Annotated in this window: 13 protein-coding genes, 1 rRNA gene and 1 pseudogene (1 of these 15 running past the window's edge); 12 read left to right on the top strand and 3 right to left on the bottom strand. The window is 40.7% G+C overall.

The window, feature by feature from the left end; genetic code table 11:
• Positions 1–98: 98 nt before the first annotated feature.
• From tyrS to PL11201_RS12320, 8 genes and pseudogenes are all read left to right on the top strand, one after another.
• On the top strand, positions 99–1,349 hold the full coding sequence (tyrS, locus tag PL11201_RS12350) for a tyrosine--tRNA ligase (protein WP_079679046.1): 1,251 nt from the start codon (positions 99–101) through the stop codon (positions 1,347–1,349).
• A gap of 88 nt (positions 1,350–1,437) precedes the next feature.
• Positions 1,438–1,671, top strand: a pseudogene (locus PL11201_RS27520) (sulfatase-like hydrolase/transferase); the annotation flags it as partial.
• A gap of 47 nt (positions 1,672–1,718) precedes the next feature.
• Positions 1,719–1,940, top strand: a complete 222-nt coding sequence (locus PL11201_RS27420) for a hypothetical protein (RefSeq protein WP_144017739.1) — start codon at positions 1,719–1,721, stop codon at positions 1,938–1,940.
• A gap of 391 nt (positions 1,941–2,331) precedes the next feature.
• Complete coding sequence (locus PL11201_RS12340) at positions 2,332–3,033, top strand: V4R domain-containing protein (RefSeq protein ID WP_079679044.1); 702 nt, start codon at positions 2,332–2,334, stop codon at positions 3,031–3,033.
• Complete coding sequence (locus PL11201_RS12335; RefSeq protein WP_079679043.1) at positions 3,030–3,296, top strand: hypothetical protein; 267 nt, start codon at positions 3,030–3,032, stop codon at positions 3,294–3,296. The genes PL11201_RS12340 and PL11201_RS12335 overlap by 4 nt, the downstream gene beginning before the upstream one ends.
• 133 nt (positions 3,297–3,429) lie before the next feature.
• Positions 3,430–3,891: a globin family protein gene (locus tag PL11201_RS12330; protein WP_079679041.1), complete on the top strand. Its 462-nt coding sequence runs from the start codon at positions 3,430–3,432 to the stop codon at positions 3,889–3,891.
• A gap of 119 nt (positions 3,892–4,010) precedes the next feature.
• A complete protein-coding gene (locus PL11201_RS12325; protein WP_079679040.1) occupies positions 4,011–4,664 on the top strand; it encodes a V4R domain-containing protein in 654 nt (217 codons plus the stop codon).
• A 183-nt stretch (positions 4,665–4,847) separates the two neighbouring features.
• The gene (locus PL11201_RS12320) at positions 4,848–6,008 is read left to right on the top strand and encodes a pentapeptide repeat-containing protein (RefSeq protein WP_079679039.1); all 1,161 of its coding nucleotides are present in this window, start codon (positions 4,848–4,850) and stop codon (positions 6,006–6,008) included.
• Positions 6,009–6,023: 15 nt separating this feature from the next.
• Here the strand turns inward: PL11201_RS12320 and PL11201_RS12315 are convergent, their stop codons facing one another.
• The 3 genes from PL11201_RS12315 to PL11201_RS12305 all read right to left on the bottom strand — a co-directional run bounded on the left by PL11201_RS12315 (position 6,024) and on the right by PL11201_RS12305 (position 7,641).
• Positions 6,024–6,506: a globin family protein gene (locus tag PL11201_RS12315; RefSeq protein WP_079679038.1), complete on the bottom strand. Its 483-nt coding sequence runs from the start codon at positions 6,504–6,506 to the stop codon at positions 6,024–6,026.
• Positions 6,507–6,660: 154 nt separating this feature from the next.
• The gene (locus tag PL11201_RS12310) at positions 6,661–7,152 is read right to left on the bottom strand and encodes a 2Fe-2S iron-sulfur cluster-binding protein (RefSeq protein WP_079679037.1); all 492 of its coding nucleotides are present in this window, start codon (positions 7,150–7,152) and stop codon (positions 6,661–6,663) included.
• Between the two features lie 183 nt (positions 7,153–7,335).
• Positions 7,336–7,641 (bottom strand): hypothetical protein, encoded by a 306-nt coding sequence (locus PL11201_RS12305; RefSeq protein ID WP_079679035.1) that lies wholly within the window; start codon positions 7,639–7,641, stop codon positions 7,336–7,338.
• A gap of 107 nt (positions 7,642–7,748) precedes the next feature.
• Between PL11201_RS12305 and PL11201_RS12300 the strand changes: the two genes are divergently transcribed.
• The 4 genes from PL11201_RS12300 to PL11201_RS12285 all read left to right on the top strand — a co-directional run.
• Positions 7,749–9,686, top strand: coding sequence for a serine/threonine-protein kinase (locus tag PL11201_RS12300; RefSeq protein WP_079679033.1), 1,938 nt, complete (start codon positions 7,749–7,751; stop codon positions 9,684–9,686).
• The gene (locus PL11201_RS12295) at positions 9,683–11,401 is read left to right on the top strand and encodes a hypothetical protein (protein ID WP_079679031.1); all 1,719 of its coding nucleotides are present in this window, start codon (positions 9,683–9,685) and stop codon (positions 11,399–11,401) included. Before PL11201_RS12300 ends, PL11201_RS12295 begins: the two co-directional genes overlap by 4 nt.
• Positions 11,402–11,493: 92 nt before the next feature.
• Positions 11,494–12,180 carry a GvpL/GvpF family gas vesicle protein gene (locus tag PL11201_RS12290; RefSeq protein ID WP_079679029.1) on the top strand — a complete coding sequence of 229 codons (687 nt, stop codon included), beginning with the start codon at positions 11,494–11,496 and terminating at the stop codon, positions 12,178–12,180.
• 341 nt (positions 12,181–12,521) lie between these two features.
• Positions 12,522–13,825 (top strand): 16S ribosomal RNA (locus tag PL11201_RS12285); it runs 187 nt beyond the window's last position.

Below are 13,825 nucleotides of genomic sequence, written 5' to 3'. Positions count from 1 at the left end.
GTAGGAAATCATAAGAATCCTAGCCGGAAGATCAAAATTTCTAGTCCGGGATCAAGGTTAACGGATTTTACCCTAATTGGCAAAAAATTTTTAAGATCATGGCATTGAGTCAACCTTCTGTACCCCTGGAATCGGCGCTATCTCTACAGGATTCTCCCTCCCTTCGCCGCGGCGTGACTGAAATTTTCCCTGAAATTATCAACTCTGGGAACCCAGATGAAAATTTAGGTCAACGATTATTAACCACCAATCGACCCCTCAGAGTTAAATTTGGCATTGACCCCACGGCATCGGATATTCATTTGGGACATAGCATTCCGATTCGCAAGTTACGCGCTTTTCAAGATGCGGGTCATATCGCTGTATTGATTATTGGGGATTTTACCGCTAGAATTGGTGACCCCACGGGAAAATCCGAAGTCCGCCGCCAATTAACCTCGGAAGATGTACAGAAAAATGCTCAAACTTATTTAGAACAACTGCGTCCGATTTTAGATTTTGATACCCCTGGACGCTTGGAAATTCGCTACAATTCGGAATGGTTATCAAAATTAAATTTGCCTAAAATATTAGAATTATTGGCAACCATGACCGTCGGACAAATGTTAGCAAAAGAGGGTTTTTCCTTGCGGTTTGAACAGGAAAATCCGATCTATTTGCATGAATTTCTCTATCCGTTAATGCAGGGTTATGATTCCGTGGCGGTGGAGGCGGATATTGAAATCGGCGGCACGGATCAAAAGTTTAATTTAGCCGTGGGACGAGATTTACAAAGGCATTTCGGACAAAAACCTCAATTTGGTTTATTAATGCCAATTTTGATTGGGACAGATGGGGTACAAAAAATGTCGAAGTCCCTAGGAAATTATGTGGCGTTATCGGAAGATCCCTTAGCCATGTATTCTAAATTAGAGAAGGTTCAGGATAATCTATTAAACCAATATTTTGAACTGCTCACTAATCTTCCTTTGGATGAATTACCGGAGAATCCTCGGGAAAAACAAAAGTTATTAGGGTTGGAAATCGCGTCTCAATTTCATGGAAAAGAAGCCGCATTAGAGGCTCAAAAAGCGTCTTTAACCTTAGTTCAAGGGGATGCTAAAACCGCAGAAGCAGTCCCGGAGTTTTCCCTGGCTGAGATTCAATTTCCCGCTAAGTTATTCTATATTCTTAGTGCGAGTAAGTTGTGTAAAACCAGCAGTGAAGCGCGGCGAGAAATTCAAGGCGGGGCGGTTAAATTAGATGGCGATCGCATTTCTGAAATTGATTTAATATTTAATTCTAGTGATGAATTAAAGGGTAAAGTTCTGCAAGTTGGCAAAAAGAAATTTATCCGTTTAGTTCAGTAGGATATCAATATTATTTGTTGTAGTGCAAGAGGGCGGGTTGATTTTTGTTAATGATAATTAACGAAAATTCCGGCGAAATTCTAACGCCCTGGCCTGCATTACCGAAGGCTCAACGGGCTATCCTGGGGGAAATGGGAATATTCCGTTTGAAAACGGTTTTCTTTCAGAAATTTTACTCCAGAAGGGTTATAACACCTACGCCCTGGGAAAATGGCATTTAACCCCCTCAGAGCAACTTTCTGCCGCTGGCCCCTATGATCGCTGGCCCATTGGTCGTGGTTTTGAACGTTTTTATGGTTTTTTGGGCGGAGAAACCCACCAATATTATCCAGAATTGGTTTATGATAACCACTCCGTATCACGGCTGATGTGGAAATTCCCACGGGGGGAGCCGAAGGAATATTACTCGCCCATGGGGGAAATGATAGTGGCTATTCCTTCTATGTCCAAGATGGTAAACTCCACTGGGTTCATAACTATGTCGGGCGATCGCTGTATCATGTCCATTCTGTAGAGCCTGTCCCAGAGGGTCGTCACCAGTTACACTTTGAGTTTGAAGTGACAGGTCAACCCGATTTCTTGTTTAATTGATCAGAGGAAGTGGGTGAGCGATCGCCAACTTCCTCTTGATTTAATTTTTGAACCTATGGCGACTTAAACAAAAATTAATTCCAAAATCTGATACCCACTCCCCTCAACAGCGGTGTTGATTTCCCCATCTGTCAGTGACTCCTAAAAAATGTAGTGCTTCATGGCAAAGAATCGAGTTAAATTAGATACAACAGGTGCATTAATCAAACTGACTCAGAACATCCGCCAGGAGAATTAATCCCCTATAACTTGAATCCACCAAAGAAAGGGGCAAGAGGCAAGAGGTATACCCCTGTTCCCTATTCCGGTGTTCCCTACTGTTTGTCAGTCCTAGGTTGAGAAATTTGACCCCAATTTTGAACCCTGTAGATTAAAAAGGAGTATGCAGCTAATGGCTTCAAGCGCCGCCCCTCAACATCCTGTTGAGCATCAGTCCAAACTCAAAATAAGTAATCCTAAAGCCCATAATCATTATCGATTTCAAGATTTCTTCAGCTTTGATCCGTCTATGGGTACGGTCACGGACTGGAATCAAATGCGAAATATCTTTACCAGTGAAGATTTTATCATCGGTTTGGTCGAAGGATTAGAGGAAGAAGTCGGTAGTGCCTCCTCGGTGATCATGTATACCATTGGCAAGGAATGGGGCGTTAAGGATGCTGCCTTTTTCCAGCAGTGGTATGAAGCCGAATTTGGTCAAAGTATTCGACAGTCTAACCTGATGTTTCTCCTGGAAACTTGGTGGTGGCCTTTCACTGCCCAAGGTTGGGGACGCTGGGAAGTAGATATGAGCGATCGCAAACATGGCTGTATCTTTATTAACCTATTTGACTCAGCTGTTGCCCGGACGTTAGGGGATGTGGGAAAACCCGTTTGTCATATTTACGCCGGATTATTTGCCGGATTTTTTAGCAATTTGGTTAAGAAAAGCCTAAGTTGTATCGAACTGCAATGTTATTCCATGGGAGAAACCTATTGTAAGTTTCTTTTGGGAAACCCAGACCGGATCGATGCTGCGGGTTTTTGGCTGAATGAAGGAGCCACCGCCCGGGATATTCAGCGAAAATTACAGGATGGAGTGGTGTTGCGATGAACAATCCCCCGGGTTGGCTCAGTAATTCTGTTCAAGACTTTTTCAGTAACTTAAACTGGTTAGGCACACCCATCAGGGAGGAAAAGAGTCATGCAACTGCTTCATCACAGTCCAATTTAACCCTATCCGTCGCTGATTTTTTTCAACGGATTGATTGGGAAGGAGTTCCCCAGGTCGGAGTTATGCCGATTGTACCTGCTTCGGCTTCTAATACCCCGGATCAACTTGATGTCACCATCGACGATTTAATGGGTTTATTTTAAATCAGTCATCAGTTAACAGTCAACAGTTATCAGTTAAGAAGTTTACAGTTAATTTATTAACTCCTCAACTGATGACTGATGACTAGTAACTGATGACTGATGACTAATAACTGATTACTGATTACTAATTACCATGCAAGCTGAATTAAATGAATTATTAGTCAAAGCGGAAAATCGCTATCTTCAAACCGAAGAATTGTTGGGTTTTAAGAGCTATTCAGAAACTTTAGCCCAACGATTAAAAATTTACGAATTTCTTCGCGATCGAGAAGTGGTTATTTTTCAGCCCATTGCCGATCAAATTTCAGTTATATTTCCCCAGGAAAAACAAGAACGTTTAGAACAGATTTTACAACAATGGATTCTGATTTTGCGCCATAGTGCGATGGCGATGTTATTAAATGATTCAGAATACCTTCAGCGACGAGTGATTGATTGGTTATCAGGTATAGTTGAAGCCCATAATAGTCAAGCTATTGATACTCAAGTCTACCAGTTGCTTAATACCCGTTTAAATGAATTACTCTCAGCAAAGGCAATGGTTTTTATCCAACCCTTCCTGGAACAAGTTAAAAGTTACTTGCTAAAACCTTGAATCAAAAAGAGTTAATCAATTCTGATTAGCACTTTTATAGAAACCCTTGTAAAAAAATATCTGTTCATCACAACCGCGATTCGGTTAACCATCAACCGTCAATATCACCTGTTTAAATCATGATTGAAATCAACAATTTACTCATTAAACCTCAACTTCCAGGCAACTATTTTGCTTATGATGCCTATGTGAAAGGGGATCTGGAATTAGGGTTACTAGAAAATCGCCTCGGAGGTCGTCTACTGGGTCTTCCCTTAACCTTCCTTGAAGCAATTTATACCGGATTGGAACAAGAAACAGGTCAAGCTGCCCGCTTAGTCTTATTCAATTGTGGTCGCTGGTGGGGAAAAAATTTTTATGTCCGTTTTTGTGAAGAAATCAGCGAATATTATGACAAAACTGTGGCGCAAATGGAAATGATCGAATTCATTCAATGTTTACAACAATGTTGGAAAACCCATGGTTGGGGAACATTTGATTTAGATGCTCAATATACTAACACGGGATTTTTGATCCTGATTACCAAAAATTCACCTTTTGCTAGTATTGCTAAAGACTGGAACCGACCCGTTTGTTTTTTGGAAGCTGGAATTTTTAGCTCCTTTTTTAGTCAATTAACCGGACGAGATCTCCATTGTATTCAAACAACCTGTGAGTCAATGGGTGCAGATTCTAACCAATTTATTCTAGGTTTGAGTAATCGTTTACAATCAGTCGAAGCTTTAGTAGATCAAGGGAAAGATCATGACACTATTCTGAAAGCACTGGTATGAAATGTTAATTAGTTATCGGTAAACTAATAACTCACATAGACTCACCAATCGCCTGATCATAATATCCCTTGCGCCTTTGGTAAGTCTCCACACTGATTACTGATTGCTGATTAAAGCCAGTTATAAAAATATTCAAAGGAGATTGTTTGGGTTCATTGGAGACTCTCAACTTAGGTTTAACCCATGGATGCGATTGAACTACTGAGTCGATATGGAGATGGAGAACGGGATTTTAAGGGCGTGAGTCTGCGAGGTATGATTCTGAGTACCAACTCTTATCGACCCAATACCATAACAACTATGGGTTTAGCTAATATTCGAGAACCCCAAAATCGACCACATTTAATTGGTGTCGATTTAAGTCATGCTGACTTAAGCGAGGCCCATCTCAGTTTAGTTAATCTCAGTAAGGCTAATTTGACTGGAGCCAATTTAACCGGGGCTAATCTCAGTGGAGCTAGTCTCAGTGGTACGATTCTGACTGGAGCTAACCTGAGTCGGGTTAACCTCGAAGGCGCCCACCTGAATTGGGCAAATTTGCAAGAGGCGGATCTGAATCATTGCAATCTCAAAAGTGCTGATTTTAGTTCTGCAATTCTCATAGAGGCGATTTTGACTCAAGCTTCCTTAGTTAAGGCCTATTTAATTAAGGCAAATCTTCGCCAAGCTATCTTGAAAAATACGGATTTAACCCAGGCTAATTTGAAAGATGTAGACCTATCCGGTGCAAATTTAACTCAAGCTACTATTGTCCGAGCTAATTTAAGTGGAGCTAATTGCACCGGGGCTGATTTAACCAAAGCCCAAATGTTAAAAACTAATTTAAGACACGCTGATTTAACCGATGCTTTTCTTAATTCTGCAACTTTATTAGAAGCCGATCTGAATGAAGCTAACTTAACTCGTGCTAATCTGAGTAAAGCCAATTTGAGCAAAACCTATCTGAGAAATGTCTGTTTAAATGGTGCCCATTTAAGTGGAATTAATTTAAGTGGGGCTGATTTGGGTGGCATTGATTTAAGACAAAAATTATTAACGGGAATTAATTTAGCAGGGGCATATTTAAGTGAAGCCAACTTGGAGGGAGCTTTATTAATGGATGCTAACTTAAATGCCAGTAATTTAAGTTCTGCTAACTTGAGTAAATCTTGTTTAATTAATGCCGATTTAAGAAATACTCATCTGGGCAATGCTAACTTAGCCGATGCAAATTTAATGGGGGCTAATTTGAGTGGGGCTGATTTAAGAGGGGCAACTTTAAAAGGGGCAATTCTAGCCAATGCCGAAATTAAGGGTGCAAAGTTACATGGAGCTACATTACCGAATGGAAAAATTTATAATTAATTAAAAAAAGGGATTTTATAAAGGTCTTTTTTTACATAAAGTATTGGAAGTCAGTTCAATCAGAGGTAAAAATAGATGGTTTTCTTCTGGGGTTAAATAGCTTATAATCACATCGGTCATGGTTTTATAAGTTAATTGAGTTAGAGCTTGAACTTTAAAGGCTTGTAAAATTGTTGAAAACCAAATTAATAGGCGTTGTTGCAAATATTCGGGATCATCGATTAATAACGCCATGGCTGAATATCTTAAAACTCTGAGTGTATCTAAATGCCATTTTGATTTTAAATTAACTGAACCTTGTATAAAGATATCCGGGTTCATTTTTTCCAAATTCTCTTGAATTTGATTCATAATCGCTGATTCATTATTTTTAATTTTTTGATAGGCACTGATCCGATATTTAAACGTGCCAAAATAGGATTTTAAAAAATCCAGTTCTTCTGATGTTGCATAACGACCATCAACTTCCACACTCAAACGTTCTAAATTAGTAAACATAAATCAGTTATAGTAGGGAATAAGCAATAGGCAACAGGGAGAAAAAGACATCACTGTCTATGTCAGTGAACAGCTAAGGATTGAAACAAGCTATTAACTTTCAACTCTTATACTGATAACGGTTGACTGATAACTGATAACTGATAACTGTTTATTATTCATCTTTAGCATTCCGAGTTCGAGCTAAATATTCGCCCACTTGTAAACGAGTTTCTTTCAATTGATTCAGAATTGATCGGGTAATCAGTTTTCCAGTTTCAACCACAACTTGCCCAGTAATCGGATGCAGAAGTTCTTGTTCGGCTCGTCGCCCGACTAATGATTCTATATCTTCGATGGCATCAATATACATCCCAGAGGGTAATTCGACAACAATACCCTCCCCAAGAACATGAGCTTGACACGCCAAACGGGAATTGGGTTTAGCCGTTGTGATCACTTCCAAAGTTCTTTGTTCACGACGGCTGACTTTAGATAAACCATCCATGCCATCCTTAATAAAAACATGGCAGGTGGCACACATTCCCCGCCCCCCGCATTCTTTTAGGACGTGAAGTTCCTTAGTCATTAATGCCGAAAGCAAGTTAGAATTAGTCTTAACTGCCATTTCTTCCGCAATCGGTTCTAGTCGAAGTATTTTAGCCATTTGTAGTAAAAATTAGATTAGATAATCAATAGATCGCAAACAATGTAGATTGCACAAGTTAGCAGTTAGATTCAAGATTTCAGGGACATTAACATCCCATTATTGCGGCACATTGACACTTTCAGTATCCTTAGACACGCCTATTTTCTATCTCCCCTGTTATTTTCATAACAAATTTAGGCCTCAAGAACGATGAAGTTGAGCATTAGGCTCTTGCACCCAAATTGCATAACCTTTTGGAGTTTTGGTAATGACGGTGCTGTCTCCGACCTTTCCCAGTTTAGCAACGATTTCTAACGTTTTCTCAGCATCCTCTACCGCCTTAAAAAAACTGTAGTATTCCTGATCAACACAAACCGCAGCAATAGGTTGATCCAAATCCGGCACCTTGATCCGACAAGTGCGATATTGGTTTTGAGATTGAATGATTTTAGTTGGGGCTGGCCCTGTAACTGGTGTTGTAGAGTCTGATTCAACGGTCGAAAACATAAACACCCCTGGTCGCTGGATAAGGTTAATTTGTCAGTAATGCCCATATTTTAGGTATACTTCAATACTATCGGCAATAGCATTAACGAGGTGGTCTAAAATACACCATGCAGGCTTCTCGATACCGAATTTTAGGGTTAGTAGGACAAGGCCAGTTTGGTAAAGTTTACTGTGCTAGCGATCGCCGTACGGGACAACTGGTCGCGCTCAAAGAACTTAGTCATCAAAACGCCCCTACTCACCAATTTTTGCAAGAACTATGGTTTATTATCAGTTTACAACATCCTAATATCGCTGCTTGTTTAGGTCTTGAACATATCCAGACCGGACGCTATTTAGTCATGGAGTATTGTGAAGGAGGAACACTACGTCATCTTGTCGAACAACAAAACTCCCTACGTCTACAAGAAGCATTAGACCTGATCATCGGCGTTTTAGAGGGTTTAGACTACGCCCATCAACGGGGTATTATTCACTGTGATATTAAACCTGAAAATATCCTACTCACCCTCAAATCCCAAGGGTGGCAGCCAAAATTATCAGACTTTGGCATTGCTCGCCGTCTTCCCCTGGCTGGAAAACTGTCCCCTTCAGAAAGGCCCTCCACTTTTACCGGAGGATCTCCTGCTTACATGGCTCCAGAACGATTTTATGGCATTTATTCCCCTAGATCAGATATTTATGCGGTGGGGGTTGTCTTATTTGAACTATTAGTAGGGGATCGCCCCTTTCATGGCTTACCCGGTGAGTTGATGTCAGCCCACTTAAATCAACGGTTGCAGATCCCGACAGAAATTCCTGAAGCCCTAAAAACAATCATTCAAAAAGCCCTAGAAAAACTCCCAGCCCGTCGCTACAAAACCGCAGCAGAGATGGTAGAAGCATTGCGAAAAGCCATAGTTAATCCTCAAATTCAAAGTCTGGCTGACTCTATTATTTTGGGAAAACTTCCCGATGTCCCCGAAGACGAACAATTCTCCAAAGTTCGGGTTTCTAATTTGACTCTATCAGTTGATCATTCTATTCCGTTACCTGCGGTGGGAAATTCCAAATTCCCCTTAAATTGTATTACTAATTTTCCCTATCTTTACACAGGGTTTGGTCAAACATTAAAAATTTGGTCTCCCCCCAATAATTCTTCTCCGTCGCTTGAAGAAACTCAGGTTATTGCTCAAGCTCCAATTCATTTTCCCGAACCGATTTTAGCCATGCAAATGATGGGAAATGGGTGTTGTGTAATGACCAAAAATAAAATTTATTATGCAACTAATTTTCAAGACAATCCTCAATCTTTATTGAATTTAAGTGGGATTCAATCTCGTACATCTAATCATCAGGAATCACAAAACTCTGATCAAGTTAAAGCGGAAAAAAACAATCCTTTAACTCCTTTAAATCTAGCCTCATATAAAGATTTGTTATACAGAGTTGCCATTGAACCAAAGGGTGGTTATATGGCTTTAGCCTTTTCGGGACAATTGCGATTTTATTCCCTCACCGATAAACAGGGTTCTCCCGCTTTAAAACTGATTAAAAAATTATCTCTTTCTGTTCCTCAAATTCCAGAACTTATATTTTTAGACCGGAGATATTTACTCGGAGTTTGGCTAAACTTCAAACAAAAAAACTGCAATATGCTCAGGGTTTATACCCGCCGCGGAACCCCTATTGGCAACCTTAAATTATTCATTCCTTTAAAACAAATTATTCCCACTCCTCAACCCTATACTGTATTGGGTATTGGATGCGATGATCAACCTCAGCTTATTCTTTTACACTTAAAGCCCTTAAGTATTATTCGCATCTCTTTAAGCTCTCCACCCATAATCGCTTGCGCTACCTCTTGGGGATATGTTATAGCGGATCAACAGGGAAAATACACCTTCTTGAATTTAGAAGGAAAATTTTTAGGAGATTACCTTGGCCCAGTTAATTCTCAAGCCATAACTTCCTGGGGAAAAACAGGTTTAGCAATTCTTACCGCTTCCGAACCCCAGAGTTACCTACATTTTGTAAAATCTATTAATCTTGAGCAAGACCTATGAATAACAATCCATTAATAGGATCAATTGATTCCATAGAAGTTACGACAATAAATACTATCGAAAAATCATCGACAACTCAACCTCAAAAATTAGATGATTTTCTCGATCAAACCCTAATTAAATTTATTGATTCAGTTTCCTTTAATTCTATCTCTCACTCTCCTGAAATTCCCGCTAATTTAGTCCAAGCCATGCAAGAATTGATTCAAATTATTGCCCATTTGCGATCGCCTAATGGAGCCTGGCCAAGCAATTTACCCCAAACCCCTGAAAACCTAATTCCTTATGTTATAGAAGAAGTTTCTGAAGTTTTAACAGCTTATCAAGCTCACTCTGTTTCTACATCGGAGATTTTTCCTAATTCATCAGATCAGAAAGACTCAAATATTCAACCCCCAGTTATTTTATTTCTTAGTACATTAGTTCCTCAATTATTATGGAATTTATCACAGACTTCCTATCAATTTATGCGACTATTGACTGGAATTAATGCTGAAATTTTATTACCTAATCAAGATTGGACACCCGGAAAATTAAGATTAGTTGCCAGTTTAATCATTAAAACAGAGGATCTACAGAATTCAATCGATCTGGCAACCAGTTTTTTCCCTCCTCCTTTTATTCCGACTGAAGCCTATGTTCAATCTAATGAATGTTCCCTATGTCAGCATCCTTTAGAAGTTCAATCTTTGTTAACACAAATTACCCATCATATTCAAGATAATTTTAATCAGATTGATTTTTTGACTGATCCCGTAAATACTGAAATTATTTATCCTAAAAGTCAATGGGAACCAAGTCAAATCCATATAAAAATGGGATTTCAATTCATTTCTGATCCTGAAACATCAGAAGTTAGTCCCTTTTGTTATTCGTTAGAAAATGACCAAAAAGACGAAGAATTTTTTATCCCTACACCGATTCAAGATGTTGAATATTCGATCTTAGCTTCCGTTTCTCAAGCGTCTTTATTAAAAACACAAATTCGACTCACTGACCCAGGCATCATTCAACCTTATATTCAGAACCAAATTCAAAATTATGGTTTACACTGGCTTAAACAACAAAAACAATCCCATAATCTGAACCTTTCCGCCGAAACCATCTCAACCCTCGATCTTCAAGCCAAACAGTCCTCTTTAATCGACTTAATTCAAATTGCAGATGAATTAGTTGATATTATTTATAGCCCCCAATCTCCTTCCAGTTTGATGCGTCTTCAACCTGAAATGCCACTAATAGAATTATCCCTAAGATTACTATGGCAGATGGTTAAAAGCAATTATAATATTATGCAACTTATTAGTGGAATTAAAGTCAAAGTCCTACAACCTGGATTAGTTTGGCAAACCGGACACCTGAGATTATTAGCAGTTTTAAATGCAGAATTTCCCAACGATTCTTGGGAAGTAGATATTGCCAGTAGCCAACCGCTCAAATTTGACGTAAATCTCCTTATCCCTAACTCGATTATCCAGTCAGATAGCCATGAATGGTGTCGATTTCCTCAATTAATAGAATTTTTAAAACTGCAAATCATTAATTTATTAGAAACTACCCCTGAACTTAAAAGTTGGATCAAAGGAGTCAAAATAGATTGGGATAATTCCCCTGAAAATTTAAAACTATCTATTCCTTGGAAATCTGGATTTGCTCAACTTAGCTTTGATTTTGAATGGATTCCCGATCAGTTATCAGTAAAAAATCAGTTTTAATTCGTTTCTGATCAACAATGATTCTGAAACAATTAAGACTTAATTTATAATCATTAACTTTCAAATTAAACTCTTACACACTGATAACCTAAATGTATACCTATGCTTTTTTCAAAACACCCACATCACCCCTTAAACTACCTTCTGGGATTAGGGGTTGTTTAGAAATTATCAGTTTTCAAGGATTATCCGCCTTAGTAGAACCCGAATTAAAAGCTCAAGACCTTCCAGATACCGATGAACAATTAATACAAGCCGTTTTAATTCATGATCAAATTATCCGTTCTGTTTTTGAACAAATCACCCTCTTACCGCTACGCTTCGGAATTTGTTTTCGTTCTACCATCGCACTTTCCGAGCATTTAGCCCGGCATCAACAGGACTATTTACAAAAACTAGAGCAATTCCAAGGGAAGACCGAGTATTGTTTACAAGGCATTCCCCTCGAACCCACTCCAGTTCGTACTCCCCCCAACCCCATAAACTCATTCTCCCAGGGAGGACGAGAATACTTTTTAGCCAAAAAACAACTCCATCAGCTTCAAATCGACCATCAGCAGCAGCAAGCCCAGGAATGGCAACAGCTAGTTAACACCATTAGCCAAACCTACACAGAAATCCATTTCGCCCAGAGTCAACCCAACCGAGAACGCATATATATATTGACTCACCGAACCCAATCGCCCCAACTTCAAGAGAAACTCGAACAATGGCAAAATCAATCCCCCCATTGGCAATTAACCATTGGGGATGCCATACCCCCCTATCATTTTCTATAAACACAACTTTGAATGGCTTACCTGGAACAATATTCGTCCCTGCCATCTACATTGTTAAAGGGTGAGTCGTCTAAAAGGCTGATTATAGAAGGGATTCCCACACAAGGAAAAAAAGATGGAAAAAAGGGTTGACAAACCCTAGGAGGTTAGATATATTGGTAAATGCGCTCGAGAAACGAAAGCGACGAGGGCGCACCGAACCTAGAAAAAAGAATACGTTTGAAAGTCGAATTTACAAACTCCTAGTCAAAAAAACTAACAGAGGAGTCAACTGTAAAGTTGGTGAATCAAAAATAACATGACTAATTAAATTAGTCAAGATAAGAGCTAACAGATTCTTCAAAATGGAGAGTTTGATCCTGGCTCAGGATGAACGCTGGCGGTCTGCTTAACACATGCAAGTCGAACGGAATCCCTCGGGATTTAGTGGCGGACGGGTGAGTAACACGTAAGAACCTGCCTCTAGGACGGGGACAACAGTTGGAAACGACTGCTAAACCCGGATGAGCCGAAAGGTAAAAGATTTATCGCCTAGAGAGGGGCTTGCGTCTGATTAGCTAGTTGGTAAGGTAAAGGCTTACCAAGGCGACGATCAGTAGCTGGTCTGAGAGGATGATCAGCCACACTGGGACTGAGACACGGCCCAGACTCCTACGGGAGGCAGCAGTGGGGAATTTTCCGCAATGGGCGAAAGCCTGACGGAGCAAGACCGCGTGGGGGAGGAAGGTTCTTGGATTGTCAACCCCTTTTCTCAGGGAAGAACTCAATGACGGTACCTGAGGAAAAAGCATCGGCTAACTCCGTGCCAGCAGCCGCGGTAATACGGGGGATGCAAGCGTTATCCGGAATGATTGGGCGTAAAGAGTCCGTAGGTAGTCAATCAAGTCTGCTGTTAAAGAGCGAGGCTTAACTTCGTAAAGGCAGTGGAAACTGTAAGACTAGAGTGTAGTAGGGGCAGAGGGAATTCCTGGTGTAGCGGTGAAATGCGTAGAGATCAGGAAGAACACCGGTGGCGAAGGCGCTCTGCTGGGCTATAACTGACACTGAGGGACGAAAGCTAGGGGAGCGAATGGGATTAGATACCCCAGTAGTCCTAGCGGTAAACGATGGAAACTAGGTGTGGCCTGTATCGACCCGGGCCGTGCCGAAGCTAACGCGTTAAGTTTCCCGCCTGGGGAGTACGCACGCAAGTGTGAAACTCAAAGGAATTGACGGGGGCCCGCACAAGCGGTGGAGTATGTGGTTTAATTCGATGCAACGCGAAGAACCTTACCAGGACTTGACATCTCTGGAATCCTGCTGAAAGGTGGGAGTGCCGAAAGGAACCAGAAGACAGGTGCTGCATGGCTGTCGTCAGCTCGTGTCGTGAGATGTTGGGTTAAGTCCCGCAACGAGCGCAACCCTCGTCGTTAGTTGCCATCATTAAGTTGGGAACTCTAGCGAGACTGCCGGTGACAAACCGGAGGAAGGTGAGGATGACGTCAAGTCAGCATGGCCCTTACGTCCTGGGCGACACACGTACTACAATGCGAGGGACAGAGAGCAGCCAACCCGCGAGGGAGAGCGAACCTCTTAAACCCTGGCACAGTTCAGATTGCAGGCTGCAACTCGCCTGCATGAAGGAGGAATCGCTAGTAATCGCAGG

Origin of the sequence: Planktothrix sp. PCC 11201 (assembly GCF_900009135.1) — a bacterium.
GTDB lineage: Bacteria > Cyanobacteriota > Cyanobacteriia > Cyanobacteriales > Microcoleaceae > Planktothrix.
The sequence above is the reverse complement of the archived record's forward strand: the minus strand, read 5'-3'. Positions and strand labels throughout refer to the sequence as shown.

Excerpts from the sequence above, each read along its gene's own strand:
- tyrS (WP_079679046.1), top strand. The coding sequence starts at position 99 with ATGGCATTGAGTCAACCTTCTGTACCCCTGGAATCGGCGCTATCTCTA.
- PL11201_RS12340 (WP_079679044.1), top strand. The coding sequence starts at position 2,332 with ATGGCTTCAAGCGCCGCCCCTCAACATCCTGTTGAGCATCAGTCCAAA.
- PL11201_RS12335 (WP_079679043.1), top strand. The coding sequence starts at position 3,030 with ATGAACAATCCCCCGGGTTGGCTCAGTAATTCTGTTCAAGACTTTTTC.
- PL11201_RS12330 (WP_079679041.1), top strand. The coding sequence starts at position 3,430 with ATGCAAGCTGAATTAAATGAATTATTAGTCAAAGCGGAAAATCGCTAT.
- PL11201_RS12325 (WP_079679040.1), top strand. The coding sequence starts at position 4,011 with ATGATTGAAATCAACAATTTACTCATTAAACCTCAACTTCCAGGCAAC.
- PL11201_RS12320 (WP_079679039.1), top strand. The coding sequence starts at position 4,848 with ATGGATGCGATTGAACTACTGAGTCGATATGGAGATGGAGAACGGGAT.
- PL11201_RS12315 (WP_079679038.1), bottom strand. The coding sequence starts at position 6,506 with ATGTTTACTAATTTAGAACGTTTGAGTGTGGAAGTTGATGGTCGTTAT.
- PL11201_RS12310 (WP_079679037.1), bottom strand. The coding sequence starts at position 7,152 with ATGGCTAAAATACTTCGACTAGAACCGATTGCGGAAGAAATGGCAGTT.
- PL11201_RS12305 (WP_079679035.1), bottom strand. The coding sequence starts at position 7,641 with ATGTTTTCGACCGTTGAATCAGACTCTACAACACCAGTTACAGGGCCA.
- PL11201_RS12300 (WP_079679033.1), top strand. The coding sequence starts at position 7,749 with ATGCAGGCTTCTCGATACCGAATTTTAGGGTTAGTAGGACAAGGCCAG.
- PL11201_RS12295 (WP_079679031.1), top strand. The coding sequence starts at position 9,683 with ATGAATAACAATCCATTAATAGGATCAATTGATTCCATAGAAGTTACG.
- PL11201_RS12290 (WP_079679029.1), top strand. The coding sequence starts at position 11,494 with ATGTATACCTATGCTTTTTTCAAAACACCCACATCACCCCTTAAACTA.